Raw genomic sequence first — 25,165 nt, 5'->3', positions numbered from 1 at the left:
GGCGAGTCGCTACCCTTCAGGCATGACCAGCGACCACGCCACCACCGACAGCCCCGTCCTCGCCGTCGCGCGCCGAGCCCGTGAGGCGGCCGCCGCGCTCGCCCCGCTCCCGCGCAGCGCCAAGGACGCCGCGCTGCTGGCGATCGCGGACGCGCTGGTCGCCCGGAGCGCCGAGATCACCGCCGCCAACGCCGAGGACGTCGCCCGCGCCCGCGAGGCCGGCACCCCGGAGTCCACCGTCGACCGGCTCAGCCTCGACGAGCAGCGGATCGCCGCGATCGCCTCGGACGTCCGCGACGTGGTCGGCCTGCCCGACCCGGTCGGCGAGGTGGTGCGCGGCTACACCCTGCCCAACGGCCTCGACGTCCGGCAGGTCCGGGTGCCGCTCGGCGTGGTCGGCATCATCTACGAGGCCCGCCCCAACGTCACCGTCGACGCCGCCGCGCTCTGCCTGAAGTCCGGCAACGCCGTCCTGCTGCGCGGTTCCGCCTCCGCCTACCGCTCCAACACGGCCCTGGTCGAGGTGCTCCGCGACGCGGTCGCCTCGGCGGGCCTGCCCGCCGACGTGATCCAGCTGGTGCCCGGTGAGAGCCGGGACTCGGTGCAGGAGCTGATGCGCGCCCGCGGCCTGGTCGACGTGCTGATCCCGCGCGGCGGCGCCTCGCTGATCCGCACCGTGGTCGAGGGCTCGACCGTGCCGGTGATCGAGACCGGCACCGGCAACTGCCACGTCTACGTCGACGCCCAGGCCGACCTGGCGATGGCGGTCGGCATCCTGCTGAACTCCAAGGCCCAGCGGGTCAGCGTCTGCAACTCCGCCGAGACCCTGCTCGTCCACCAGGACATCGCCGACGCCTTTCTGCCGCTCGCCCTGGAGGCGCTGGCCGGCGCCGGCGTCACCGTGCACGGCGACGACGCCGTGCTGAAGGCCGCCGAGGGCACCGCCGTCACCGCCGTCCCGGCCACCGACGAGGACTGGGAGGCCGAGTACCTCTCGTACGACATCGCGGCCGCCGTGGTGCCCTCGCTGGACGCCGCCGTGGCGCACGTCCGCCGCTGGTCCTCCGGCCACACCGAGGCGATCGTCACCACCTCGCAGGCCGCCGCCCGGCGCTTCACGCAGTTGGTCGACTCCACGACCGTGGCGGTCAACGCGTCGACCCGGTTCACCGACGGGGGTGAGTTCGGCTTCGGCGCGGAGATCGGCATCTCCACCCAGAAGCTGCACGCCCGCGGCCCGATGGGCCTGCCCGAGCTGACCTCCACCAAGTACATCGTCACTGGTGACGGCCACGTCCGCGGTGAGGCGCAGCAGACCGTCGGCTCCTGAGCCGACCGGCGCGCGCTCCGGGCGGTCGGGCCAACTGGCAGGAGCCCCAGACAAACCGCCCGCCCGGTAATACGCTGATTCCCGTGGCTGAGGATGTGGGGGGCTCGCCGTACCCCGACGGCGCCGACCACGGTGGTGCGGACGACGAGTTCGCCACCGTGGTGTTCGACGAGGCCTTCGTCCGGTCCGCGGCCGTGCACGAGCCGAGTGCCCTGGAGCGGCAGCTGGCCGCCGCCGAGGCCCGGGTCGAGCCGGAGACCGCGGGCCCGGCCCGGCCCTGGGACCTGATCGCACCGGAGATGGCCGGCACCGGCGACGTACTGCCGCTGGAGCTGCGCCCGCACCCGCGCGGTCTGGACGACGACCGGCTGTACCCCGATCCGTGGTCCGGCACCGACCGGGCCCGCCGCCGGGCCCGCTGGGCCCGGACGGTCGGCTGGGAGCCGCTGGGCCACGACGGGCGGCACGTCGCCCAGCAGCGCTGGCACCGGCCGGTCGCCTGGGTGCTGGCGGTGGTCATGGGGGTCGGCGTGGTGGCGGTCGCGGTGGCCGCGATCTACCGCGGGGCCAACGGGGCCGGCGAGTCGCCGCGGCGTCCGGAGACGGGTTCGAGCAGCACGCCCGGTTCGCCGCCGGCCGTGCCGCTGCCCAGCGCCGTGGCGCTGCTGAGCGGCTGAGCGGGCCGGTGGCGGCGCCGCGACGGGACGCGGGGCGGAGGCCGCCCGCCGGTCGAACCCCGGCCCGCCCGGTTCTACCCTGGTGCTATGGGTGACCCGCGCGAGCCTCCGGAGGGTGCGCCCGAGGGCGGTTCCGGCAGCGATGACGAGTTCCGGTCCGTCGTCTTCGACGAATCGTTCGTCCGGGCTGCCCGGATCCAGGAGCTGTCGGCCCAGGAGCGGCTCGGCGGGACGTACCGGGCCACCCGGCCGCGGGTCGGCCTCGGGCCCTTCGGCACGCTGCCGCGGCAGGCGGTGGCGCTACTGCTGGTCGTCTTCCTGGCCTTCGCGGCGGCGGTGTACTTCGGCGTCAGTTCGCCGCACCGGCAGGCCGCGCCGCCGTCCGGCAACCAGCTGACCACCTCGCTGGTGGCGCTGAGCCCGACCGGGCCGGTGGCCGCGGTCGCCGATCCGGAGCACCCGTTCGCGGCGCTGCCCGCCGCCTACGGGGAGGGGACGACCGGGCTGGCGCTGCCGGCCGGCGCCGCCACCGCGCACTTCACCCGGTCGGACGTCAACCGGGCGCTCTCCGTGGTGCAGCGCTACCTCGTCGCGTCCGCGCTGGCCCCGGCGACCCTCGTCCAGGGGGAGACGGCCGAGGTGCGGGCCCTCGTCACGCCGGGCGAGCAGGCGCAGTACGACGACAGCGTGAACACCCCGCAGGACGACCAGCACCACGCCGCCACCGGCTGGCTGGTCCGGTTCGACCCGGGGAAGGTCGCGCTGGCCGTCGACGGCGTGCGGACCTCCGGCGTCGTCCGGGTGGGTGAGGCCGACAGCGGGACGCTGGAGGTCACCACCGACCACACCTTCGTCTACGCCGTCCGGGCGGCCGGCACCTCGGACGGGCCGGTGAGCCTGGTCAGCGTCCGCCGGGAGCTGCGGTTCGCCTTCGACCGGCTGGACCTGAGCTCGGACCGGCTGCGACTGGTCGACGCGGTGGTGCAGGCCGGTCCGGCCTCGTGCGGCGCCCCGATGAGCAACTACCTGCAGCCGCTGCTGGCCGGCAGCACGGCGACCGCACCGCAGGCCGTCGACCCGGGCGACCGCAGCCGGCCGGCCTGGCAGGTGTGCGGGGCGCTCGGACCGCTGACCGGCAAGCCGGCCGCCGGGCGGTGAGCCCGCCCGTCCGGCCCGGGCGCCCCGCCCGGTGTCACTGCGGCACCGCCGCCGGTGTCAGTCCCGGCCGTCGCCGTCCGCGGCGCCCCCGTCCGAGCCGTCGGGGCCCGCGGAACCGCCGGAGCGGGCGCCCGCGAAGGTGTCCCGCAGCTTTCCGCCGACCGTGCCGACCCCGCCGGCCACGTCCCGCAGCAGGCCCATCAGCGGGTCCTTGCTCTCCTTGACGGACTGCGAGTAGGAGTCCGCGGCGGCCTTCCACTGGGCACCCACCGAGGTCTGCGGGTCGTCGCCGCGGCGCGGGTAGGCGCCGGCCAGGATCGAGCGGTACTCGTCGCTCTCCGCCCACTTCTTCAGCTTGGCGACCCGGACCACCGCGAACGGATGGGTCTGCGGCAGCACCTGCAGCAGCTTGAGCACGCCGTCGCGCAGGTCGCCCGCGCGCTCGTACTCCTCGGCCTGCTCCAGGAAGGCGTCGACGTTCATCTCCGCCAGGTTGTGGCCGCCGGCCAGCTTCATCAGGCCGCGCATCGAGGCCTGCAGGTCCTGCCCGGCCAGCAGGCCGGCCCGGTCGCAGGAGAGCTCCGCCTTGCGGAACCACTCCTTGAGCGCGGTGATCACGCCCATGATGGCGAGGTTGCCCAGCGGCAGCCAGGCGATCCGGGCGGCGATGTTGGTGAGGATCAGCAGCATCGTCCGGTACACCGCGTGGCCGGACATCGCGTGGCCGACCTCGTGGCCGACGACGGCCCGCAGCTCCTCCTCGTCCAGCAGCTCCACCAGGCCGCTGGTCAGCACGATGATCGGCGTCTCCATGCCGATGCACATGGCGTTGACCGCCGGGTCCTGCGTGACGTACAGGTCCGGTACCTTCTCCAGGTCGAGCACGTAGGCGGCGTCCCGGACCATGGCGTGCAGCTCCGGGAACTGACGCTCCGAGGTCTTCACCGCGGTGGCCAGGAACATCAGCCGGACGCTGCGCTCGGACACCAGGCCGGCGAGCTTCTTGAGGACGTCGTCGAAGCCGCTCAGCTTGCGCAGCGCCACCAGCGCCGACCGGTCGGCGGGGTGCTCCCAGGCCCGGGTGGAGATCTCCGGGAAGCGCTGCCGGCGCCGGCTGGGCGTGTTGCCGCCGTCCTTGGAAAAGTCGGTCATGTGTGAGTACCTCCTGGTCGTCGCCGGCACCGGCCCCCCGGCCGGCCCCCGCTGCTGTTGGCTCCAACGTCCGTGTGCGCGTACTCGTCCCCGGCGGTCCACCGTACGCCCGGGGGCGGTGCTCGGTGTCCGGAACGCCCCGGCTTACGCTGGTCGTCCGGAGCGAGGTCCGGACCGAGAGGAGCACCCCCGATGTCCCCTGCCACCCTGGCGCACCTGGCCGGACCGATCTCCAACGAGAACGGCCCCGGCCTGTTCCTGCGGATCATCGTGATCGGCTCCATCGTGGGCGTGGGCCTGCTGGCCTGGATCCTGGTCCGCGCGGGCCGCGACTGACCCGCCCGGCGGGCCGCCGCGGCCGTCCCGGCCGGGCCCCCACCTACGAGGGGTCAGACGCGGTGGGCCGCCGCGCGGTTGCGCAGGGCCCACCCGTACGATGAGGCCGCAGGCCGTACGGCCCGCACCCTCGTCCGCCCCCGAGCCGAGAAGGTCCTGCCGACCATGAGCACTGCTGCACTGCCCGCCCTGACCCAGCTCGCCGAGGGCGGCAACCACGAGAGCCTGAACCCCTACCTGACCGGCGGGTCCGCGCTGTTCATCCTGCTGCTGCTGCTCTTCCTGACCACCCGCTTCAACCGCGACCGCTGAGCCGGCCGCACACCGCGGGGGAGCGCCTGCACAGAAGCTGCGCGCTCCCTCCCGCGGACCTCTCCGGGCGGCTTGCCGCCCCGTGACGGGCGTCGCGTAAGGTGTGGCGGCATGGGACAGCAGGCCGGGAGCACCGGTGCGCCGAGGGCGCGTAAGCGCCTCGGCGTGATGGGTGGCACCTTCGACCCGATCCATCACGGTCACCTGGTCGCCGCCAGCGAGGTGGCGAGCGCCTTCCACCTCGACGAGGTCGTGTTCGTGCCGACCGGGCAGCCGTGGCAGAAGTCCGACCGGGACGTCACGCCGGCCGAGGACCGCTACCTGATGACGGTCATCGCGACCGCGGAGAACCCGCAGTTCTCGGTCAGCCGGATCGACATCGACCGCGAGGGCCCCACCTACACCGTCGACACCCTGCGCGACCTGCACGCCCTGCATCCGGACGCCGAGCTGTTCTTCATCACCGGCGCCGACGCGCTCGCGCAGATCATCTCCTGGCGCGACTCCGACGAACTCTTCGAGCTCGCCCACTTCATCGGCTGCACCCGCCCCGGGCACACGCTCTCGGACGCCGGCCTCCCGGTCGGCGGGGTCTCCCTGGTCGAGGTGCCGGCGCTGGCCATCTCCTCCACGGACTGCCGCAACCGGGTCGCCAAGGGCGAGCCGGTCTGGTACCTCGTCCCGGACGGCGTGGTGCGTTACATCCACAAGCGGGCGCTCTACGCGCCGGCCCGGCCTTGATCCCGGGAGGGGCGGCGTGACCGGAACCGCAGGCGGAGGGCCGCAGGGCTACCAGCAGGACCCGTACGGCCAGGGCTACGACCCCTACGACCCGCAGGGCTGGCCCCAGGAGCAGCAGCCGCAGCAGGGCCACCAGCAGGGCCAGCAGTACGGCTACGACCCGTACGCCGGCTACCAGGAGCAGCAGCCGCAGGCCTACCAGCAGGACCCGTACGGCCAGGGCGCCTCCCCCCAGCCCGGGCAGTACCAGCAGCAGGGCCAGTACCAGCAGGGCGCGTACCAGCAGGGCCAGCAGGGCCCGCAGGGTTACTACCAGCACCAGCACCAGCAGCAGCCGCAGGGCTGGGACCCGTACGCCGGCCAGGGCGGGCAGCAGGGCTGGGTGCAGGACCCGTACCAGCAGGGCGCCGCCCCGCAGCAGGCACCCGTGCCGCCGCAGCAGCCCGGCCAGCAGCCGAACCAGCAACCCTTCGTGCAGCAGCCCGCGCGCCGCCCCCCGGTGCAGCAGCCGCCGCTCCAGCAGGTCTCCCCGGCGGCCACCGGCGCCGCCACCGCGGGGACCGCCGGTGCCGCCGGCGCGACCGCCCGCGCCGCCGCGCCCGCCCGGCCCGCGCAGCCGTCCGAGCAGGTCGGCGGCAGCCGCCAGAACCGGCGTCCCGCCGCGGCCGGCGACAACTACGCCACCGGCGAGTTCACCTTCGTCGACGAGGAGGCGGAGGAGTCCGAGGACGTCATCGACTGGCTGAAGTTCGCCGAGTCCCGCAGCGAGGTCCGCGCCGAGCGCCGCCGCCGGCTGCGCAACCGGCTGATCGGGCTGGCCGTGGCCGCCGCCGTCGTCGCCGGCGGCGTCGGCGGCTGGACGTGGTGGACCGGCCGGGACACCGGCGGATCCGCCGCGGCCGCCGCGGGCGGGCGCCAGGTCAACGTCGTCCACCTGCGCGACCTGCAGGGCAAGGTCAGCACCGCGCTGCTGGTCAACGACGCCTCCGGACACAAGGGCACCGTGCTGCTCATCCCGGACACCCTGCGGCTGCCCAACGACTCCACCGTCACCACGGTCGGCAAGGGCCTGGACGACATAGGCTCGTCCGGCACCCGGGAGGGACTGGCCACCGTGCTCGGCGCCCCGGTCGCCGGCACCTGGCGGCTGGACACCCCGTACCTGACCCTGCTGGTCGCCCAGCTCGGCGGCATCAAGGTCGACACCAACGCCGAGGTCAAGGCCGCCGACGGCAAGGTGCTCGCCTCCGCCGGCAAGGGCGTCAGCCTCAACGGCCAGGCCGCCGTCGCCTACGCCACGCTCCAGGCGCCCGGCGAGGACCGCGGCGCCCAGCTGGCCAGGTTCGGGCAGGTCATGCAGGCCGTGCTGCAGGCCATGCCCACCGACCTGGACGAGGCCACCGACGACGTGCACCGGATGAACGCGGTGCTCGACCCCTCGCTGCCGGAGAAGGCCCTGTCCGGCGTCCTCGCGCAGCTCGCCCAGCAGGGCAAGGACGGGCACCTCGCCACCCAGCTGCTCCAGGCCAAGCCGGACGGCACGCTGGACGAGGCCACCGCCGGACGGCAGGTCAAGGACGTGCTCGGCGGCACCATCAAGAACGCCGTCGCCACCGGCAGCACCCCCCGGGTGTCGGTGCTCAACGCCTCCGGCCTGGACAGGGCCGCCGAGTCCGCGTCGGTGCAGATCACCAACACCGGCATGGAGGTCGTGCCGAGCAGCGGCAAGGCCGGAACCGCCCAGGCCGCCAGTGAGATCCGCTACACCGACGACGCCCGCGCCGAGGCCGCGAAGACCCTGGCCGGTGCGCTCGGGCTCAAGCCGGAGGCGGTCAAGAAGGTTGCCGACCCGCAGAACGCCGACCTCGTCGTGGTCCTCGGCAAGGACTACAAGCCCCTGCCCGACCCGAAGTCGGACCAGAAGACGGCCGACCCGAAGGCGAGCGGGGCGAAGACGACCGAGAAGCCCGCGCAGTAGTCCGGCCGGGCCCGCGCAGCGGTCCGGCCCGCGCCCCCCGTCGGTGCCCGCCCCGGGCCCCCGGTCAATTCGATCGGGGGCCCGGGGCGTTCGTGAGATCCTGGAGGGGAAAACGCGTAGCCGAGCCGGAAGAACACCGTGACTGCCACTGACCGGAGCCAGGACCTGATCAACGTCGCCGCACAGGCGGCGGCTGACAAGCTGGCGCACGACATCATCGCCTTCGACGTCAGCGACGTGCTGTCGATCACCGATGCCTTCCTGATCGCCTCCGCGGCCAACGACCGCCAGGTCCGCGCCATCGCCGAGGAGATCGAGGACAAGCTCCGCGAGGAGCTCGACGTCAAGCCCGTGCGCCGCGAGGGCGAGCGCGAGGGCCGCTGGATCCTCCTCGACTACCTGGACATCGTCGTGCACGTCCAGCACTCCGAGGAGCGCTCCTTCTACTCCCTCGACCGGCTCTGGAAGGACTGCCCCGAGCTGCCGCTGCCGGCCGACGCCCTGGCCACCCGCAACCGGCCGGAGGGCGCCCGCACCGACGCCGCGGGCAACGCGGTCGCCGAGGACGAGAGCTGAGCCGCGCCGCGCGGGGGCCGCGCATCGTCTTCTGGCGCCACGGCCAGACGTCCTGGAACCTCGAGTCGCGGTTCCAGGGCAGCACCGACATCCCGCTCACCGACCAGGGCATCTTCCAGGCCCAGCGGGCCGCCCGGCTGCTCGCCGGCCTGAAGCCCGACCTGCTGGTCTCCTCCGACCTGCAGCGGGCCGCCCGCACCGCGGCCGAGCTGGCCAAGCTGACCGGCCTGGAGGTGCACCAGGACGAGGGCCTGCGGGAGACGTACGCCGGTGAGTGGCAGGGCCTGACCAACACCGAGATCCGGGCCCGCTACCCGGAGGAGTACGAGGCGTGGGCGCAGGGCCACCCGGTGCGCCGCGGCGGCGGCGAGCTGGCGGCCGAGGTCGCCGACCGCGCCGTCCCGGTGGTGCTGGCCGCGGTCGAGAAGCTGCCCGAGGACGGCACGCTCGTCGTGGTGTCGCACGGCGGCACCATCCGCACCATGATCGGGCGGCTGCTCGGCCTGGAGCCGGTGCTCTGGGAGCGGTTCGGCGGCCTGTCGAACTGCTGCTGGTCGGTGCTGGGCCAGGGCGTGCGCGGCTGGCGGCTGCTGGAGCACAACGCCGGCACCCTGCCGCAGCCGGTCATCGGCGACGAGACGTGAGCCCGCACCGGCAGGCGATTTCGCAGTTCGGGGCCTGACCGGCTAGAGTCTTCCTCGTTCGCAGCGAGGACGCCGACCGAGAGGGAGGCGGACGACACGGACTGCGGGGCTATAGCTCAGTTGGTAGAGCGCTTGCATGGCATGCAAGAGGTCTGGGGTTCAATTCCCCATAGCTCCACTCCGCACCAGCGGCCCGAGGCCGTTCGTGTCGCGGGGCTATAGCTCAGTTGGTAGAGCGCTTGCATGGCATGCAAGAGGTCTGGGGTTCAATTCCCCATAGCTCCACAGCAGTATGAGAGGCCGCCACCCCCGACGGGGATGGCGGCCTCCGACGTTTCCGGCCCCTTGTCCCCGGTTCTCCCCGGCGGGCCGCCCGCTCAGGCGGCGCCGCGGGTGCGCTCCGGCTCGGTCGTGCCGTGGGTGCACTCCGGCCGGGCCCCGGCGGGCTCGGCCGCCATCCGCTCCAGCCGCCGCCGGTCCTCCGGCCCCTCCGGGGTGTAGACGACCAGGTAGACCTCCGGCCGGTCCGGGAGGGTCAGGTACGACGCCCGGACGTTCAGCACACCGACCCCGGCGTGCCGGAAGACCTTGCGGGTGGTCCGCGGCGGAGCCACCTCCTGCCGGTCCCACAGCTCCCGGAAGCGGTCGCTGGCCGCCGACAGGTCCCGCACGTACGCCTCCCAGACGGGCTCGCCCAGGTGCCGCCCGTACGCCGCCCGCAGCACCCCGACCATCCGGGGCAGCTCCTCGTCCCGGTTGAGGAAGGGGTTGCAGCAGTCCGGCACGGTGAACGCGCACCACATGTTGTTCCGCGGCCCGCCGGGCCGGGCCGGCCGGGTGGCCCGCGGGAAGAGCGCCTCGTACGCGGCGTTGTGGCGCAGCACGTCGAAACGGGTGTTGCAGACCGCCGCGGGCAGCGGGCCCAACTGGTCGAGGATGGCCTGGGTCGCGCCGTCGAACTCCGGATCGTCGGGCTCCGCCGGCGACGGCGGCCGCACCCCGGCGAGCCGGAACAGGTGGTCGCGCTCGGCCGCGTCCAGCCGCAGCGTGCGGGCCACCGAGGCCAGCACCTGCTCGGAGGCGTTGATCGGGCGGCCCTGCTCCAGCCACGTGTACCAGGTGACCCCGAGGCCGGCGAGCTGCGCCACCTCCTCCCGGCGCAGGCCCGGCGTGCGGCGCCGCAGGCCGGGCGGCAGGCCGACGTCCTCGGGCCGCACCCGGGCGCGGCAGGCACGGAGGAACTTGGCGAGCTCCTCGCGCCGGAGGTCCTTGCGGGGTACGGCGACGGTGTCCGGTTCCAGCACGGTCATGCCCCCATCGTGGCCGAGCACGGCCGCCGCCGACAGGTGCTGTCGGTACCAGGATCAGCAGGCTCTAACCACCGGTACCGGGCGCCACCGACGATCCCGGTATGACGGACGTACGGACTCCTGACCCCGCGAGCCCTCCGCTCGCCGGCCCCGCTCCCGCGGGTGCCGCCCCCGCGGGTGTTTCGCCTTCTGGTGTTTCACCCGGGGGTGCCGCCCCGGTGCCCGCTGCCGCCGCGCGTGGCGGCTCCCGGCCCGGCCCGGTCCTCGGACTGGTGCTCTCCGGCCAGTTCATGGCCCTGCTCGACGTCTCGGTGGTCAACGTGGCCGCGCCGAGCGTCCGCTCCGACCTGCACGCCTCCGGCGCCGCCCTGCAACTGGTCATCGCCGGCTACACCATCGCCTACGCGGTGCTGCTGATCACCGGTGCCCGGCTCGGCGCCCGCTACGGCTACAGCCGGATGTTCCGGCACGGACTGGCGGGCTTCACCGCGGCCTCGCTGGCCTGCGGGCTGGCCCCCGGCACCGGCTGGCTGATCGGCTTCCGGGTCGCCCAGGGCGTCGCCGCGGCCGTGATGGTGCCGCAGGTGATGAGCGTGATCCAGCGGCTGTTCACCGGCGCCGCCCGGGTGCGGGCGCTCGGCCTGTACTCGGCGGTGCTGGCCGGCGGCCTCGCGATCGGGCAGGTGGTGGGCGGGCTGCTCGTCAGCGCCGACCTGTTCGGCACCGGATGGCGACCGGTCTTCCTGGTCAACGTCCCGCTCGGCCTGGTGCTGCTCGCGGCCTCCCACCGGCTGCTGCCGGCCCTCCCCGGCGACGCCGGACGCGGCTTCGACCTGCCCGGCCTGCTGACCCTGGCGGCCGCCCTGGGCCTGCTGGTGGTGCCGCTGGTGCTCGGACACGAACTCGGCTGGCCCGGCTGGGGCTGGGCGATGCTCGCCGGCAGTGCCGCGCTGTTCGCCGTCTTCGCCGTGGTGGAGCGGCGGGTGGCGGCGCGCGGCGGGCAGCCGCTGATCGCCGGACGGGTGCTCGGGGCGCCCGGGCTGCTGCCCGCGGCCGGGTCGATCTTCCTGATCATGGCCGGGTTCGCCGGGTTCATGTTCGCCTTCGCGCTGCACCAGCAGGCCGGACTCGGCAACAGCGCGCTGCGGGCGGGCCTGCTCTCGGTACCGGTGTCCGTGGGCTTCGGAGCGGCGAGCCTGCTCTGGCAGCGGACGCCGCGCCGCCTGCACCGGCTGCTGCCCGTGCTCGGCCTGGCCGTGGTCGCCCCCGGCTACGTGCTGGTCGGGCTGCTGCTGGGCGGGGGCGGACCGGTCGGCCCCGTCGTGCAGACGGTGCTCGCCGTCACCGGGGTGGCAGCGGGCTGCGCCTACAGCCCGCTGTTCGCCCGGGCGCTCGGGCGGGTGGACCCGGCGGACGCCGCGGACGCCAGCGGCGTGATGGTGACGGTGCTGCAGCTCGGCCAGGTGATCGGGGTGACGCTGCTCGGGACGGTCTTCCTCGGCACGGTCTCCTACCCGGCGTCCTCGGCGGCCTCCGGCCGTGCCCTGCTGGTCACGACCGCGGTCATCGGCGGTGCGCTGGTCGTGGCGGCCGGTCTCGCCGGCGTCACCGGGCGGGCCGGGCCGGCCGGGAGCGCCGGACGGGCCGGGAGCGCCGCCGTGGAGGGGAGTGCCGTGCCGCGCGAGCGGGATGTGCCGGGCGGGCCGGTGGAGTGACCGGGCCCGGTCCGTCCTGCCCCTGCCGGCCGTGGGACGGCCGGTGCGGACAGGACGGTCCGGGACGGCGGTCCGGTACCGGCACCGGGGCTGGTACCGGTGGTGCCGGTACCGGTGCCGGGGGCCGGTGCCGGTCAGGCGGTGACCGGGAGGCGGCTCAGCAGCTCGCGGCCGTCCGCGCGGACGGCGGTGGCGAAGGTCAGCTTCAGGTCGCGTTCCTCGCCCGCGACCGAGAGGTGCGTGGTGAGCAGGAGGCCGAAGGCCGCCTTGGCAGCGGGCGAGGCGGTGACCGCCTCGCGGGGGAGCGCCATCACCAGCTTGTCGGGCTTGCCGCTGAGCTGGTCCACGCCGAAGAAGAGCAGCCGTCGGTCGGTCAGCGCCAGGTACACCGGACGAGGGGCGGCGATCGCGGTCACCGTACCGGCCGTCAGTACACCCACCACGGCGGTGGTGGCCAGGCGGCGGGCCGCGGAGACCGTGCCGACCTTGGTCAGGGTGGCGAACTCGACCTGCTCGTCGGCTATCAGCAGCGGTCCGGCAGCCTTGAGCAGTTGGTTCCGGCGGCGGTTGTTCATGGTGCTCCTCGGTGCGCGACCGGCCTGATGGCCGGTCATCGACGGGCAGCCTATGGACGCCGATGCACAAGCGGAGTCTTTAATTCCGTAAATTCTTCGTCAAGTGCCAGGCGACTTGCCCGAATCCGTACGGATTCGCACCGTCGGTCCCGCGTCCGTACCCTTCGCCCGCCGCCTACGATCGCCGCCCATGAGCACCGAACCGCTCTTCGACCCGGCCGCCGCGCTTCCCGAGGCCGGCGCCGTCCGGTCCGCCGCCGAGCGGGGTGACTGGTCAGCCGTCCGCGCCGTGTTCGCCGACTGCCGGGAGGAGTACGGCCCGCTCGTCCTCTCCGGCCAGGTCGTCGCCGTGCCCGGCGTCGAGCACCTGTTGCGCCAGGTGCTCGCCCACCACCCCGGCGATCCCCTGGCCACCGCCCTGCTCGCCGACCGGCTGATCCACGTCGGCTGGCAGGCCCGCAGCACCCGGCGCGCGCAGGACGTCACCCCCGAGGGCTGGCGCGAGTTCCGCGCCCGGCTCAACGAGGCCGAGCAGTTGCTGATCGGCGCCGTCGCCCGCAACCGCGGCGACGCGCTCGCCTGGATGCTGAGGATGACGATCTCCCGCGGGATCTCCCTGGGCGCCAGCGAGACCCGCCGCCGGTACCGCGCCCTGACCCGGGTCTCGCCGCACCACTACGCGGGGCAGCGCAGCCTGCTCCAGCAGCTGCTGCCCAAGTGGGGCGGCAGCTGGGAGGACGCGCACGCCTTCGCCCGCGACTGCTTCCGCGCCGCACCGCCCGGCAGCCTCAACGGCGCCCTGCTGGCCATGTACCACGCGGAACGGGCCGGCTCCCTGGAACGGGCCGAACGGAACGCGTACGCCGCCCGCGCCGACGTCCGCCACGAACTCGCCGAGGCCGCCCACGGCTCCGTGCTGCACCCCGACTGCCGGATCCGGTTCGGCCGGATCACCGCCCACAGCTCCTTCGCCCTGCTCGCCTCCCTCGGCGGCGACCGGGCCGCCGCCCGGACGCACTTCCAGGCCATGGGCCCGTACGGCAGCACCGAACCGTGGGAGTGGTTCGACAACACCCCGGAACGCACCTTCCGGGAACACCGCGACCGCGCCCTGGGAGGCTGAGCCGTGATCCACCGCTTCGAGGTCGACGGCGTACCGGCCCTGCACGCCCCGCGGCCCGGCCGCACCACCGCCGGCCTGGTCTTCCGGGTCGGCAGCGCCGACGAGACCCTCGCCCGCGCCGGCATCACCCACCTCGTCGAACACCTCGCCCTGCACCGCAGCGGCGTCCAGGTGCACCGCTTCAACGGCGCCACCGGGCAGCTGCACACGCACTTCCTCCTGGAGGGCGACGACCAGGAGATCCGGTCCTTCCTGCGATGCGTCTGCGAATCGCTGACCGCCCTGCCGATGGACCGCCTGGAGACCGAGAAGGCGATCCTGCGCACCGAGGAGGCCGGCCGAGGCGCCGGCGCCGCCGAGGCGACCGGCCTGTGGCGCTACGGAGCCCAGGGCCACGGCCTGGTCAGCTACCCCGAGTGGGGCGTGCCCGGCCTCGACCCGCAGACCGTCCAGCACTGGGCCGACACCTGGTTCACCCGCGAGAACGCCGTCCTCTGGGTCGCCGGCGAACGGGTGCCGGACGGCCTGCGGCTGCCGCTGCGCCCCGGCCGCCGGATGCCCGCGCCGCAGCCGACCTCCGCCCTGCCCGAGACCCCGGCGTACTTCGCCGCGGGGCAGGGACAGGTCCTGTTCGACACCGTGCTGCCCCGGACCGCCGCCGCCGACCTGTACACCGCCTGCCTGGACCGCGAGTTGTTCCAGGACCTCCGGCAGGACGGCGGCCTCTCCTACACCGCCGGCGCCGACCACGCGCACCGCGGCGACGGCGTCCTCACCGTCACCGCCCTCGCCGACGCCCTGCCCGAGCAGCAGGACGCCGTGCTCGGCGGCTTCGTCGACGTGCTCGCCAGGCTCGCCGTCGCGGGCGTCGACCCGGACACCCTCGACGCCCTGCGACGCCGCGCCGACGCCGCGCACACCGCCCCCGACACGGACGCGGCCCGCCTGCCCGGCTGCGCCGCCGACCTGCTGCTCGACCTGCCCGTCCGCAGCCTCGACGAGATCCGCGCCGAACTCGCCGCCGTCACCGCCGAGGACGTCCGGACGGTCGCTCAGCAGGCCCTCGGCAACGGCCTCCTGCGCGTGCCCGCGGGACGGCGTGCGGACTGGGCCGGTTACCAGGCCGCACCGCTCCACTCCGTCGCCGCCGTCGAGGGCAACCGCCACCGCTCCCGCGAGGCCGGCGGGCCCGACCTGGTGATCGGCCGGGCCGGTGTCAGCCTCGTCCGCGAGGGCGAGGCCGCGACCGTCCGGTACGACGCCTGCGCCGCCTACCTCGCCTGGCCCGACGGCGGACGGCGGCTCATCGGCACCGACGGCATCTGCGTCGAGGTCGAACCCGGCTGCTTCGCCGTCGACGCCCACACCCTCGCCGGGATCGACGCCGCGGTGCCGTACCACGCGTACGTCCGGATGCCACCGCGGGCGGCGCCCGCCCGGCCCTCCCGCTCCGGTCCTGCCGGGGGTCCTGGTGCCGGTGCCGGGGCGGGCACGGCCGTCCGCTCGTCGCCGGCGCAGCTCGCCGTGAACATGGTGCTCACGCTCGTCGCCGGTCTGTTCCTGCTGTTCGCCCTCGGCGGGGCCCTCGGCGCGGACGACGAGTCGCGTGGCGACCCGGTCTACTGGGGCGTGCTGGTGGTGGCCGCGGGCATCGCGGCGGCGCTGCTGCGCAGTGTGTGGCGGCGCAGTCGGCCGCGGCGGGCCTGAGACTGGATCGCGGGGCGGGCGGCTCCGGCACCACGGGGGCGGGCCGGCTGGGCTGCGGGGCGGGTAGGCAGCATTGCGAGTCGGCAGCACTGCGGGGCTGCACGGGCCGTTGGGGCTGCACGGGCCGTTGGGGCTGCACGGGCCGTTGGGGTTACCCGGGGCGTCGGGGGTGCCGGCCGGAGCGGCCGGGTGCGGGTTGCCGGGCGGGCGAGGGCGGCAGGGCGGGCGCGACCTGTCGGGTCGCGAACCGTCGGGGCGGGGCGCCCGAAACGGATTAGGGGAGCACCCCGGTGACCGTGTAAAGTGGTGCGTGTCGCCGGGGGAGAACGCCGGGGGCCGCAGCAAGGGGCTATAGCTCAGTTGGTAGAGCGCTTGCATGGCATGCAAGAGGTCTGGGGTTCAATTCCCCATAGCTCCACAGCAAGTGAAAGGCCGTTCCCTCAAGGAGCGGCCTTTCGCCGTTCCCGGTAGGTGCGACCGTCTTCACCCGTGGACCCTCCCGGCCCGCTACGGTCGAAGCATGGCCGACCTGGTGCGCAAACGGAACGAAGAGCTCGCCCGGATACTCCACCAGCTCGGGTGGAGCCCCGAGCGGCTCGCTCGCGAGGTGAGCGCCGTCCTGCCCGCCGGCCTGGCGATCAGTGCCACCGCGCCCTACAAGTGGCGCGACCGCGGCATGGTGCCGCGTGCTCCGCACGACCAGACCGTCTGCGAGGTGCTCGGCCGCGCCGTGGGCATCGCCGTCACCTACGAACAGCTCTGGGGCCGCATGGGCAGCGGCCGCGGCGCCAAGATCCTCTCGCCGCGGCTGCTCACCGACCCGTGGACGGCCGACACCGCGCAGACCGCCCTCCGGGAGGCCGGCGCCGACGCCGCGCCCGTCCGGCTGACCGACCTCTTCCGCGGCGACGAACTCGAACAGGCCGCCCGGCACTGGGCCTCCCCGCCGCCCGAGGTCACCGGCGGAGCCGGCGCGCTGCGCATCGCCCCCGAACAGCTCGCCGACCTGCGGCTCTCCTACGAGAGCAAACGGCGCCTGGAACGCGCCTACGGCGGCGGACTCATCCTCGACCTCGCCAAGGCCGAACTCGCCATGGTCGGCAAACTGCTGGAACTCGGCGCCTACGACGAGAAGCTCGGCCGGGAGCTCTACGGTGCCGCCGGACGGCTAGCCAGGCTGGTCGGCTGGGCCAACTACGACATGGGCAACGACGCCGCGGCCCAGCGTGCCTTCGTCGCCGCACTGCGAGCCGCGCATGTCTCCGGCGACCCGCGGCTGGGCGTCGGCGTGGTCGGCTGCCTCGCCGTGCAGGCGACGTACAACTCCGGCGGGCGCGGACTCGATGCTGTGGCCATGCTCTCCACCGCGCTGCGCGCCGCCGACGAGGTGCTGACCCCCCGTGAACGGGCGCTGCAGCTCGGCCGGATCGCCCGTGCCCACGGCCGGAAGGGCGAGCAGATCAGCGCCGAGGCCGTCGCCGAGCGGGCCTTCCAGGCGCTCGACGGTGTCGACGACCACGCCCACGAGCGTGCCGACCTCGCCGGGATGGTGGGGGAGATGCACCTCTTCCTGGGGGACTTCGAGCGTGCGCAGCGGATGCTCGGCGAGGCGGTCGCCGCGCTGCCGGCCGAGCGGGCCCGAACCAGGGCCCTGCTGATGGTCCGGCTCGCGGAGGCGTACCGGCGCACCGGGGAGCGGGAGGAGGCCGCCCGGATCGCCGACGAGGCGCGGCTGCTCGCCGCCGGCATGCAGTCCGCGCGGGTGGCGCGCGCCCTGCGTGCCTTCGACGCGGCCGCGCGGGAGGAGGTGCCGCTCGCGGGATGAGGGAGGGCGAGGGGCGACGGGAGGGCGCGGGACGGCGGGGAGGTCTCCGCGACAGCACGTGCGGGCTCCGGCCCGGGTGGGTCGCGGCCCCGGGGGCCCGGGTGGGACGTCCGCCGGCCCGGCGTGGCCCCGCGTGCGGTGTTCCCCGGCCGGGGCCGTCCCGGTGGGCGGCCCGCGGGTGGAATGCACGGCGGGGCGTACGGGCCGTTGCGGTACCCTGACCCCATGCGAACCGTGCGCCTGCTCCTTAGCCGGCCGCGCTGACCAGGACCGGCCCGGGGCCGGAGTCGGCGTGGCGACCCCTCCTGCGAGGGGTTTTTTGCTTTCCGAGTACGTGCTGTTCCGAGTGTGTGCCGCTGGTTCGCCACTGATGACGACGGAGCCCGAAGGACCATGAGCGAGACGACGACCCCTGCTTCCGGCGCGGCCGAGGCCGCTTCCGAGCCCTTCCGCTACGGTGCCGCGCTGGCGGCCGAGATCGAGTCCCGCTGGCAGGACCTGTGGGAGAAGGAAGGGACGTTCAACGCCCCCAACCCGGTCGGCCCGCTGGCCGAGGGCGCGGGCGGCGACGTCGCCGCGAAGCCGCACAGCTTCATCATGGACATGTTCCCGTACCCGTCCGGTGCCGGCCTGCACGTCGGCCACCCGCTGGGGTACATCGCCACCGACGTGTACGCCCGCTACCAGCGGATGACCGGCCACAACGTGCTGCACACCCTGGGCTACGACGCGTTCGGCCTGCCCGCCGAGCAGCACGCCGTCGCCACCGGCCAGCACCCCCGGATCACCACCGAGGCGGCCATCGCCAACATGCGGCGCCAGCTGCGCCGACTGGGCCTGGGCCACGACTCGCGGCGCTCCATCGCCACCATCGACCCGGACTACTACCGCTGGACACAGTGGATCTTCCTGCAGATCTTCAACTCCTGGTACGACGAGGCGGCCGGCAAGGCCCGCTCGATCGCCGAGCTGGTCGCGCAGTTCGAGTCCGGTGAGCGCGAGGTGCCGGGCGGCCGCGCCTGGACCGAGCTGTCCGCCGTCGAGCGCGACGAGGTGCTGGGCGAGTACCGGCTGGCCTACGCCAAGGAGGTGCCGGTCAACTGGTGCCCCGGCCTGGGCACCGTGCTGGCCAACGAGGAGGTCACCGCGGACGGCCGCTCCGAGCGCGGCAACTTCCCGGTGTTCAAGTCGAAGCTGCGCCAGTGGATGATGCGGATCACCGCGTACTCCGACCGCCTGATCGCCGACCTGGACATGCTGGACTGGCCCGAGGCGATCAAGCTGCAGCAGCGCAACTGGATCGGCCGCTCCGAGGGCGCCCGGGTCGACTTCGCCGCGCCCGGCGGCGAGGCGATCACCGTCTTCACCACCCGCCCGGACACCCTGTTCGGTGCCACCTACATGGTGCTGGCACCCGAGCACGGCCTGGTCGACGCGATCGTCCCGGCCGCGTGGCCCGAGGGCGTGCCGGCGGACTGGACCGGCGGTGCCGCCACCCCGGCCGACGCCGTCGCGGCCTACCGCGCCGAGGCCGCCGCCAAGTCGGACGTCGAGCGCCAGGTCGACGCCAAGATCAAGACCGGTGTCTTCACCGGCGCCTACGCGACCAACCCGGTCAGCGGCGAGCAGGTCCCGGTCTTCATCGCCGACTACGTGCTGATGGGCTACGGCACCGGCGCGATCATGGCCGTCCCGGCCCACGACCACCGCGACTTCGCCTTCGCCCGCGCCTTCGGCCTGCCGATGCGCTGCGTGGTCGAGCCCACCGACGGTCGCAGCGAGGACCCGCACACCTGGGACGACGCCTTCGACACCTACGACTCGGTGATCGTCAACTCGGCCCACGACGACCTGTCGCTGAACGGCCTGAGCGTCGTCGACGCCAAGGCCGCCGTCACCGGCTGGCTGGTAGGCCGCGGCATCGGCGAGGGCACCGTCAACTACCGTCTGCGCGACTGGCTGTTCAGCCGCCAGCGGTACTGGGGCGAGCCCTTCCCGATCGTCTACGACGAGGACGGCGCCATGCACGCGCTGCCCGAGTCGATGCTGCCGGTCGAGGTGCCCGAGGTCGAGGACTACTCGCCGCACACCTACGACCCGGACGACGCCGCCTCCACCCCGAAGACCCCGCTGTCCCGCAACGAGGCGTGGGTCGAGGTCGAGCTGGACCTGGGCGACGGTCCGAAGAAGTACCGCCGCGAGACCAACACCATGCCCAACTGGGCCGGTTCCTGCTGGTACGAGCTGCGCTACGTCGACCCGGCCGACGCCGAGAAGGTCGTCGACCCGGCCAACGAGGCGTACTGGATGGGCCCCACCGCCGACAAGCCGGCCGGCGGCGTCGACCTGTACGTCGGCGGCGCCGAGCACGCGGTGCTGCACCTGCTGTACGCCCGCTTCTGGCACAAGGTGCTGTTCGACCTGGGCCACGTGTCCTCCGTCGAGCCGTTCCACAAGCTGTTCAACCAGGGCATGATCACCGCCGACGTCTACCGCGACGCACGCGGCTTCCCGGTGCCCGCCGCCGAGGTAGAGGAGCGCGACGGCGCGTACTTCTGGCAGGGCGAGCCGGTCAAGCGCGAGGCCGGCAAGATGGGCAAGTCCCTGAAGAACGCCGTCGCCCCCGACGAGATCGCCGACGAGTACGGCGCGGACACCCTGCGCCTGTACGAGATGTCGATGGGCCCGCTGGACGTCTCCCGCCCGTGGGACACCCGCGCCGTCGTCGGCTCGTACCGCTTCCTGCAGCGTCTGTGGCGCAACGTCGTCTCCGAGACCACCGGCGAGCTGGTCGTCACGGAGGAGGAGCCGGACGAGGCGACCCTGCGCGCCCTGCACAAGGCGATCGACGGCATCCGTGCGGACATGGCCGGCCTGCGCTTCAACACGGCCGTGGCCAAGGCGATCGAGCTGAACAACTTCCTGGTCAAGCGGGGCTCCACGCCGCGCAGCGTGGCCGAGCAGATCGTGCTGATGGTCGCCCCGCTGGCGCCCCACATCGCCGAGGAGCTGTGGCAGCGCCTGGGTCACCGCGAGTCGCTGGCCTTCGCCGACTACCCCGTCGCCGACCCGGCCTACGTCGTCGACGAGACGGTCACCTGCGTCATCCAGATCAAGGGCAAGGTCAAGGCCCGCCTGGAGGTCGCGCCGACCATCACCGACGCCGAGCTGGAGACGCTGGCGCTGGCCGACCCGGCCGTGGTGGCCGCGCTGGGCGACGCCCCGGTGCGCAAGGTCATCGCGCGTGCGCCGAAGCTGGTGAACATCGTCACCGGCTGACGCCGACCGCTCGTTCCCGGGCCGGGCTCCCCACCAGGGGCGCCCGGCCCGGGCGTTCTCCGGCAGGCCTCACTCCCCGGCGGCCGGCCGGGAGGGCGGGACGGCCTCGTGCAGGCGGTCGGCGAGGGCCGCGACGTGCGCCACCAGTTCCGGCGGCTCGTGGACGGTGAACCGGTGCCCCAGCAGCGCCAGGTGGAGTGCCAGCCCGTCCAGCGAGTTGGAGCCCGCCCGCAGGGTGCAGCTCCGCCCATCGATCGGCTCGACCACCGCCGAGGTCGGCGTGGTCCTCGTGACGACCTCGGCGGCCGGCGCGTGGACCGTGCAACGGGCCTGGTAGCGGTACTGGCCGACGGCGACCTCCCAGGACGCCCAGCGCCGGACGTCCTGCTCCGGAGGTTCCCTCGGGACGAACCGAGGCCCGTGCGGCGGGCGCAGCGTGATCCGGTCGACGCGGAAGTTCCGCCAGTCCGCCCGGGCGGTGTCCCAGGCAACCAGGTACCAGCGGGTGCCGGAGTGCACCAGCCGGTGCGGTTCGGCGTCCCGACGGCCCTCCTCGCCGTCGTGCGTCCGGTAGTCGAAGCGCAGCCGCTCGTGCGCCCGGCAAGCGGCGGCGATCGCGGTGAGCACCTCGGCCTGCACCACCGGGCCGTTCCCCGGCACGGCCACCGTCGCGTCGGCCAGCGCATCCACGCGGTGCCGCAGTCTGGAGGGCATCACCTGCAGCAGCTTCGCCAAGGCACGCACCGAGGACTCCTCGATGCCGGAGACCGTGCCGCCCGCCGCCGTCCGCAGCCCCACCGCCACCGCGACCGCCTCGTCGTCGTCCAGCAGCAGCGGAGGCATCTCCGCCCCCGCCCCGAGCCGGTAGCCGCCGGCGGTGCCCGGCGTCGAGTCCACGGGATAGCCCAGGCCCCGCAGCTTGTCCACGTCCCGCCGTACCGTGCGCACGTCGACACCGAGCCGGCCGGCCAGGTCGGCCCCCGACCAGTCCCGGCGGACCTGGAGCAGGGACAGCAGACGCAGCAGGCGGGCGGAAGTCTCCAGCATGCGGCCATCCTGGCAGTCGATGCGGACAGCTACTGTCCTCGGCGGTGTGTTCGCTAGGGGGAGCGGCCCCGGAAGAGCCCCGACCCGGGCCCTGAGCTCTCCCTGATCTCTCAGGTGCGCACGGCCTCCGGGGTCCGACCGGACCCTTCCGACGGCTACCGTGGATATTCCAGGGCGGCCGCGCGGGCCGCGTCCGGCGAGCGGTGTCGGTGGGCACCGCGGAAGGTGGGGTAGGGATGGACGCGATCGGCGTGGTGATCGCCCTGGTGATGCTGTTCCTGGTGACCGCCGGAGTCATGGCCGTCGTCGGCACGGTCAAGGCGGCCAAGGCGGTCGCCGCCAAGGTGGAGAAGCACGAGGCCCATGCGCGGCGTGCCGTGGAGAACGCCGCCCTGAGGGCGAAGACCTTCACCAAGCCGGGCTCCCAGGGCCAGCTCGCCTCCGTGCGTCTCTCGGTGCGCACCTCCCTGGACGCCACCCGGCAGGTCCTTGAGTCCGGCCTCGCCGCGGACGGCCAGCTCGCCGAGTCCCTCCAACTGCTCGACCGCCTCGACGCGCATGCCGCGGAGCTCGACCAGGAGATGCGCATCCTCGAACGCGAGCCGGACGGCGCCCGGCTGGCCGCCAAGCTCCCCGAGCTGCGCGAGCGGGCCGGCCGGATCACCCACTCCGCCGAAACCATGCGCTGGGCGGCCCAGGACCGCATGCGCCGCTTCGCCGACGACGACCTGGCCCGACTCAGCCGCGAGTGCGAGAACGAAGCCGGGGCACTGCGGCACTGGGACCGGGTGGCCGGTCCCGAGGACACGGGCGCGGCCGGTGCGGGTCCGGACGGTGTCGCCTCAGCCAACGGGACTGCGGCGGCCCGGTCCGAGGACGCCCAGCGGAAGGGCCTCACCGCCGGGAACCGCCTGCGGGCAGAGGACGTGCTCGGTCTCGGCGACCCCCTCAACCGGCTCGCCGACCGGCTGCGCAAGCCGAACACCGGTGGAGCATAAGGCTCCTGCCGGTTCCGGCCCGGTAGGGTCGCCCGTTCGGGGCAGGCCCGCTGCTGCTGCGGGGCGTCTCTGCCGGCGGCCTGCGCTGTCATCTGCGCCGGTCGCGGAGTAACCTCCGGCACATGCCCGGCCACCTCGCCCTCGTCACCGATTCCACGGCCTACCTGCCCCAGGACGTCGTCGACCGCCATCGGATCGAGGTCGTCCCGCTCTCCGTCGTCGTGGGCGACGAGGTCCTCACCGAAGGCGTCGAGATCTCGCCCAAGGACGTCGCCGAGGCGCTTCGCGCCAAGCGCAGAGTCACCACCTCCCGTCCCAGCCCGGAGAGCTTCGCCGCCGCCTACCGGGCAGCCGCCGAGGCGGGTGCCACGGGTGTCGTCTCCGTTCACATCTCCTCCGAACTCTCGGGTACGTACGAGGCCGCCAAACTCGCCGCGGCCGGGGCGGAGATCCCGGTCGAGGTCGTCGACAGCCGACTGGTCGGCATGGCCCTCGGCCACTGCGTTCTGACGGCCGCACAGGCTGCCGAGGCAGGCCTCGGGCCCGCGGAGGCCGCCGCCGAAGCCGTCCGCCGGTCGTCGCTGAGCAGCGGCTTCTTCTACGTCGACACGCTCGAGCACCTGCGCCGTGGCGGCCGCATCGGTGCCGCCCGCGCACTGCTCGGCTCGGCCCTCGCGGTGAAGCCGCTGCTCCACCTCTCCGGCGGCCGGATCGAACCGCTGGAGAAGGTGCGGACGGCATCACGGGCGATCGCCAGGCTGGAGGAGATCGCCGTGGAACGCGCCGGCGACGCCGAGGTCGACATCGCCGTCCACCACCTCGCGGCCGAGGAGCGTGCGGAGCCGCTGGCCGAGCGCCTGCGCGAACGGGTGCCCGGACTGCGCGACCTCTACGTGGGTGAGGTCGGCGCCGTCATCGGTGCCCACGTCGGCCCCGGCCTGCTGGCCGTCGTGGTGTCGCCCCGCTGACGGAGCGGCAGCTCCGGTGGTGAGGTGAGGCAGCTCCGGTGGTGAGGTGAGGCGGCCCTCGCTGCCGCCCCGCCCTTACCGCCGTCCCGTCCTCGCTGCCCCGGCCACCCCGCCGTCCCTGCTGCCGTTCCCGCCGGCGGTACGGCTGTGTCCCTCGTGGCTCCGCTGCGTGGCGGCTCCGACCCGGCTGACGAACGAAGCCGCCCGGCAGGTTCCCGGCCTCCTCCTTTTCATCCTTGTGAGGGAAGGGAGTTATCCACACCCCTGAGTTGTCCACAGACCGGCGGCGAGGTGTGCATCGCGGACCGCGGGCATTCGTACCGTCCTCGCATGAAGCACACGACCCGCGGCGCAGCACGGCGCCGAGAGACGGCCGAAACCGTCCGGCGGCGACTCGCCGCCCTGTTCTCCGCAGCCCTGCGCGGCAGCAAACCGACTCGTGCCCCGGCCGGCACACATGGCGGAGCCGCGGGAGGCGGTCCCGGAGACAGTGCCGACTCCGCCCCGTCCAGGTCCCCGGCCGGGTCGGCGGCACCGGCCGGGCGGACCGCACAAGGTGGACCTTCCGCACCGGGTGGGCATGCGGCACCGGGCGCCGCGCGTACTGCAGGTGCTGCGAGCAACGCGTCACCGCCCGAGGCGGCGGCGGCCGGTCTCCGGGGTGACCGGCCGCCGCGCGGGCACCGGTTCACCGTCCGCAGGTTCGGCTCCGACGCGCCCTCGGGCCCCGGACGATCGCCCCGCCGCCGGTCCGTGCGGGACGGGCCGCCCCTCTCTGCCCCGAACGCAGGGCTGCCGCCACCGGAGACCTCCTCGCCCTTCGGCGCCGCGGCCGGCCCGTCCACCGTCCCACCCGACCTCCCGAAGTCGCCCTCGGCCCGGCGGCTCGCCTTCTCCCTGCCGGCCGGGCTGATGCTGGACCGCAGGGCCGCGCTGGGCCTCGCGGCACTGCTCCTGCTCGCAGTCGGCTACGCCGTCCAGCACTTCTGGCTGAGTCGCCCCGAGCCGGTCGCCGTCCCCACCGTGAGCGGCAGCGCTGCGTCCGCCACGGGAGGCCCGCACCCCACAGCGGCCGGGACGACGGCCCAGTCCGGAGCGCCGGCGCCCACCGTGGTGGTGGACGTGGCGGGCAAGGTCCAGCATCCGGGCCTTCGAACCCTGCCGACCGGCTCCCGCGTCGCCGACGCCCTTCGGGCAGCAGGAGGAGCCCTCCCCGGCACCGAGACCGACTCCCTCAACCTCGCCCGGGTGCTCAGCGACGGCGAGCAGATCCTGGTCGGCGTACCTACCGGTCAGGGGGAGCCCGGCGCCACCACGGGCGGCCTGGTCAGCCTCAACCGGGCGACCGCCGAGCAGCTGGACACCCTGCCCGGTGTCGGGCCGACGCTCGTCCAGCGGATCCTGCAGTACCGCCAGACGCACGGTCCGTTCCGCTCGGTCGACCAGCTCCGTCAGGTGCCTGGCATCGGCCAGCGCAAGTTCGACGACATCAAGGGCTTGTTGACGCTCTGACAGCAGCTCTTCCCGGATCGGAACAGGCCGGTTCGTGCCGTCCCTACCGGCCGTAGCGGGTCCTCGCACCGCTCATCCCTGCACCGAGAAGACCGCCCGCTCTGAAAGGAGGCACGGCGATCACTGCCACCCTCGCCCCGACGGCCGCCCCGCCGGACCGGGCACACTCACTCGCCACCGGTCCCCGCGAGCCGGCGGGTCC

21 protein-coding genes and 3 tRNA genes are annotated in these 25,165 nt (G+C 74.2%); 20 read left to right on the top strand and 4 right to left on the bottom strand.

The genetic code is table 11. From position 1 onward, the window contains the following. Positions 1 to 22: 22 nt before the first annotated feature. The 3 genes from AB0O09_RS04615 (at position 23) to AB0O09_RS04605 (ending at position 3,165) form a co-directional block, all read left to right on the top strand. Positions 23 to 1,330: a glutamate-5-semialdehyde dehydrogenase gene (locus AB0O09_RS04615; RefSeq protein WP_363540107.1), complete on the top strand. Its 1,308-nt coding sequence runs from the start codon at positions 23 to 25 to the stop codon at positions 1,328 to 1,330. Between the two features lie 83 nt (positions 1,331 to 1,413). After that, positions 1,414 to 2,007, top strand: a complete 594-nt coding sequence (locus tag AB0O09_RS04610) for a hypothetical protein (protein ID WP_363540105.1) — start codon at positions 1,414 to 1,416, stop codon at positions 2,005 to 2,007. Between the two features lie 87 nt (positions 2,008 to 2,094). Further along, the gene (locus AB0O09_RS04605; protein ID WP_363540103.1) at positions 2,095 to 3,165 is read left to right on the top strand and encodes a hypothetical protein; all 1,071 of its coding nucleotides are present in this window, start codon (positions 2,095 to 2,097) and stop codon (positions 3,163 to 3,165) included. 57 nt (positions 3,166 to 3,222) lie between these two features. On the opposite strand, the gene AB0O09_RS04600 is transcribed toward AB0O09_RS04605, so the two are convergent. Further along, a complete protein-coding gene (locus tag AB0O09_RS04600; RefSeq protein ID WP_363540101.1) occupies positions 3,223 to 4,317 on the bottom strand; it encodes a M48 family metallopeptidase in 1,095 nt (364 codons plus the stop codon). A gap of 192 nt (positions 4,318 to 4,509) precedes the next feature. Between AB0O09_RS04600 and AB0O09_RS04595 the strand changes: the two genes are divergently transcribed. From AB0O09_RS04595 to AB0O09_RS04560, 8 genes are all read left to right on the top strand, one after another. Then, positions 4,510 to 4,653 carry a hypothetical protein gene (locus AB0O09_RS04595; RefSeq protein ID WP_363540099.1) on the top strand — a complete coding sequence of 48 codons (144 nt, stop codon included), beginning with the start codon at positions 4,510 to 4,512 and terminating at the stop codon, positions 4,651 to 4,653. A 165-nt stretch (positions 4,654 to 4,818) separates the two neighbouring features. Further along, positions 4,819 to 4,965, top strand: a complete 147-nt coding sequence (locus tag AB0O09_RS04590) for a hypothetical protein (protein ID WP_199922936.1) — start codon at positions 4,819 to 4,821, stop codon at positions 4,963 to 4,965. Between the two features lie 111 nt (positions 4,966 to 5,076). Further along, positions 5,077 to 5,706: a nicotinate-nucleotide adenylyltransferase gene (gene nadD, locus AB0O09_RS04585; RefSeq protein ID WP_363540097.1), complete on the top strand. Its 630-nt coding sequence runs from the start codon at positions 5,077 to 5,079 to the stop codon at positions 5,704 to 5,706. A gap of 16 nt (positions 5,707 to 5,722) precedes the next feature. Next, positions 5,723 to 7,684, top strand: a complete 1,962-nt coding sequence (locus AB0O09_RS04580; RefSeq protein ID WP_363540095.1) for an LCP family protein — start codon at positions 5,723 to 5,725, stop codon at positions 7,682 to 7,684. 138 nt (positions 7,685 to 7,822) lie between these two features. After that, on the top strand, positions 7,823 to 8,260 hold the full coding sequence (rsfS, locus tag AB0O09_RS04575) for a ribosome silencing factor (protein ID WP_344625675.1): 438 nt from the start codon (positions 7,823 to 7,825) through the stop codon (positions 8,258 to 8,260). Continuing rightward, complete coding sequence (locus AB0O09_RS04570) at positions 8,257 to 8,904, top strand: histidine phosphatase family protein (RefSeq protein ID WP_363540206.1); 648 nt, start codon at positions 8,257 to 8,259, stop codon at positions 8,902 to 8,904. The genes rsfS and AB0O09_RS04570 overlap by 4 nt, the downstream gene beginning before the upstream one ends. 105 nt (positions 8,905 to 9,009) lie before the next feature. Beyond that, positions 9,010 to 9,082 (top strand) — tRNA-Ala (locus tag AB0O09_RS04565). A gap of 34 nt (positions 9,083 to 9,116) precedes the next feature. Further along, positions 9,117 to 9,189 (top strand) — tRNA-Ala (locus AB0O09_RS04560). Between the two features lie 92 nt (positions 9,190 to 9,281). Here AB0O09_RS04560 and AB0O09_RS04555 read toward each other — a convergent pair. After that, positions 9,282 to 10,214 carry a helix-turn-helix transcriptional regulator gene (locus AB0O09_RS04555; RefSeq protein ID WP_363540093.1) on the bottom strand — a complete coding sequence of 311 codons (933 nt, stop codon included), beginning with the start codon at positions 10,212 to 10,214 and terminating at the stop codon, positions 9,282 to 9,284. A gap of 218 nt (positions 10,215 to 10,432) precedes the next feature. Between AB0O09_RS04555 and AB0O09_RS04550 the strand changes: the two genes are divergently transcribed. After that, a complete protein-coding gene (locus tag AB0O09_RS04550) occupies positions 10,433 to 11,929 on the top strand; it encodes an MFS transporter (RefSeq protein ID WP_363540091.1) in 1,497 nt (498 codons plus the stop codon). Positions 11,930 to 12,063: 134 nt separating this feature from the next. Here AB0O09_RS04550 and AB0O09_RS04545 read toward each other — a convergent pair whose 3' ends face one another. Then, the gene (locus AB0O09_RS04545) at positions 12,064 to 12,504 is read right to left on the bottom strand and encodes a hypothetical protein (RefSeq protein WP_359982945.1); all 441 of its coding nucleotides are present in this window, start codon (positions 12,502 to 12,504) and stop codon (positions 12,064 to 12,066) included. Between the two features lie 190 nt (positions 12,505 to 12,694). Here AB0O09_RS04545 and AB0O09_RS04540 point away from each other — a divergent pair, with 190 nt between their 5' ends. From AB0O09_RS04540 to leuS, 5 genes are all read left to right on the top strand, one after another. Continuing rightward, positions 12,695 to 13,627 carry a hypothetical protein gene (locus AB0O09_RS04540; protein ID WP_363540089.1) on the top strand — a complete coding sequence of 311 codons (933 nt, stop codon included), beginning with the start codon at positions 12,695 to 12,697 and terminating at the stop codon, positions 13,625 to 13,627. A 3-nt stretch (positions 13,628 to 13,630) separates the two neighbouring features. Continuing rightward, positions 13,631 to 15,334: an insulinase family protein gene (locus tag AB0O09_RS04535; RefSeq protein WP_363540088.1), complete on the top strand. Its 1,704-nt coding sequence runs from the start codon at positions 13,631 to 13,633 to the stop codon at positions 15,332 to 15,334. A gap of 345 nt (positions 15,335 to 15,679) precedes the next feature. Further along, positions 15,680 to 15,752, top strand: a tRNA-Ala gene (locus AB0O09_RS04530). A gap of 102 nt (positions 15,753 to 15,854) precedes the next feature. Then, positions 15,855 to 17,159, top strand: coding sequence for a hypothetical protein (locus tag AB0O09_RS04525; RefSeq protein ID WP_363540086.1), 1,305 nt, complete (start codon positions 15,855 to 15,857; stop codon positions 17,157 to 17,159). 393 nt (positions 17,160 to 17,552) lie between these two features. Further along, on the top strand, positions 17,553 to 20,438 hold the full coding sequence (gene leuS, locus AB0O09_RS04520; RefSeq protein WP_363540084.1) for a leucine--tRNA ligase: 2,886 nt from the start codon (positions 17,553 to 17,555) through the stop codon (positions 20,436 to 20,438). Between the two features lie 69 nt (positions 20,439 to 20,507). On the opposite strand, the gene AB0O09_RS04515 is transcribed toward leuS, so the two are convergent. Beyond that, positions 20,508 to 21,485: a transcriptional regulator gene (locus AB0O09_RS04515; RefSeq protein WP_363540082.1), complete on the bottom strand. Its 978-nt coding sequence runs from the start codon at positions 21,483 to 21,485 to the stop codon at positions 20,508 to 20,510. Positions 21,486 to 21,721: 236 nt separating this feature from the next. On the opposite strand from AB0O09_RS04515, the gene AB0O09_RS04510 reads away from it, so the two are divergent. The 3 genes from AB0O09_RS04510 (at position 21,722) to AB0O09_RS04500 (ending at position 24,963) form a co-directional block, all read left to right on the top strand. Next, complete coding sequence (locus tag AB0O09_RS04510; protein ID WP_363540080.1) at positions 21,722 to 22,483, top strand: hypothetical protein; 762 nt, start codon at positions 21,722 to 21,724, stop codon at positions 22,481 to 22,483. A 122-nt stretch (positions 22,484 to 22,605) separates the two neighbouring features. Continuing rightward, complete coding sequence (locus tag AB0O09_RS04505; protein ID WP_363540078.1) at positions 22,606 to 23,451, top strand: DegV family protein; 846 nt, start codon at positions 22,606 to 22,608, stop codon at positions 23,449 to 23,451. A gap of 912 nt (positions 23,452 to 24,363) precedes the next feature. After that, a complete protein-coding gene (locus AB0O09_RS04500; RefSeq protein WP_363540076.1) occupies positions 24,364 to 24,963 on the top strand; it encodes a ComEA family DNA-binding protein in 600 nt (199 codons plus the stop codon). Positions 24,964 to 25,165 lie beyond the last annotated feature (202 nt).

Source organism: Kitasatospora sp. NPDC093679 (assembly GCF_040683455.1).
Taxonomy (GTDB): Bacteria; Actinomycetota; Actinomycetes; order Streptomycetales; family Streptomycetaceae; genus Kitasatospora; species Kitasatospora arboriphila.
The sequence above is the reverse complement of the archived record's forward strand: the minus strand, read 5'-3'. Positions and strand labels throughout refer to the sequence as shown.

Bases quoted from the DNA above. Each gene is read 5' to 3' on its own strand.
- AB0O09_RS04605 (WP_363540103.1), top strand. From the start codon at position 2,095: ATGGGTGACCCGCGCGAGCCTCCGGAGGGTGCGCCCGAGGGCGGTTCC.
- nadD (WP_363540097.1), top strand. From the start codon at position 5,077: ATGGGACAGCAGGCCGGGAGCACCGGTGCGCCGAGGGCGCGTAAGCGC.
- AB0O09_RS04595 (WP_363540099.1), top strand. From the start codon at position 4,510: ATGTCCCCTGCCACCCTGGCGCACCTGGCCGGACCGATCTCCAACGAG.
- AB0O09_RS04525 (WP_363540086.1), top strand. From the start codon at position 15,855: ATGGCCGACCTGGTGCGCAAACGGAACGAAGAGCTCGCCCGGATACTC.
- leuS (WP_363540084.1), top strand. From the start codon at position 17,553: ATGAGCGAGACGACGACCCCTGCTTCCGGCGCGGCCGAGGCCGCTTCC.
- AB0O09_RS04615 (WP_363540107.1), top strand. From the start codon at position 23: ATGACCAGCGACCACGCCACCACCGACAGCCCCGTCCTCGCCGTCGCG.
- AB0O09_RS04545 (WP_359982945.1), bottom strand. From the start codon at position 12,504: ATGAACAACCGCCGCCGGAACCAACTGCTCAAGGCTGCCGGACCGCTG.
- AB0O09_RS04600 (WP_363540101.1), bottom strand. From the start codon at position 4,317: ATGACCGACTTTTCCAAGGACGGCGGCAACACGCCCAGCCGGCGCCGG.
- AB0O09_RS04515 (WP_363540082.1), bottom strand. From the start codon at position 21,485: ATGCTGGAGACTTCCGCCCGCCTGCTGCGTCTGCTGTCCCTGCTCCAG.
- AB0O09_RS04510 (WP_363540080.1), top strand. From the start codon at position 21,722: ATGGACGCGATCGGCGTGGTGATCGCCCTGGTGATGCTGTTCCTGGTG.
- AB0O09_RS04540 (WP_363540089.1), top strand. From the start codon at position 12,695: ATGAGCACCGAACCGCTCTTCGACCCGGCCGCCGCGCTTCCCGAGGCC.
- AB0O09_RS04505 (WP_363540078.1), top strand. From the start codon at position 22,606: ATGCCCGGCCACCTCGCCCTCGTCACCGATTCCACGGCCTACCTGCCC.
- AB0O09_RS04590 (WP_199922936.1), top strand. From the start codon at position 4,819: ATGAGCACTGCTGCACTGCCCGCCCTGACCCAGCTCGCCGAGGGCGGC.
- AB0O09_RS04555 (WP_363540093.1), bottom strand. From the start codon at position 10,214: ATGACCGTGCTGGAACCGGACACCGTCGCCGTACCCCGCAAGGACCTC.
- AB0O09_RS04500 (WP_363540076.1), top strand. From the start codon at position 24,364: ATGCTGGACCGCAGGGCCGCGCTGGGCCTCGCGGCACTGCTCCTGCTC.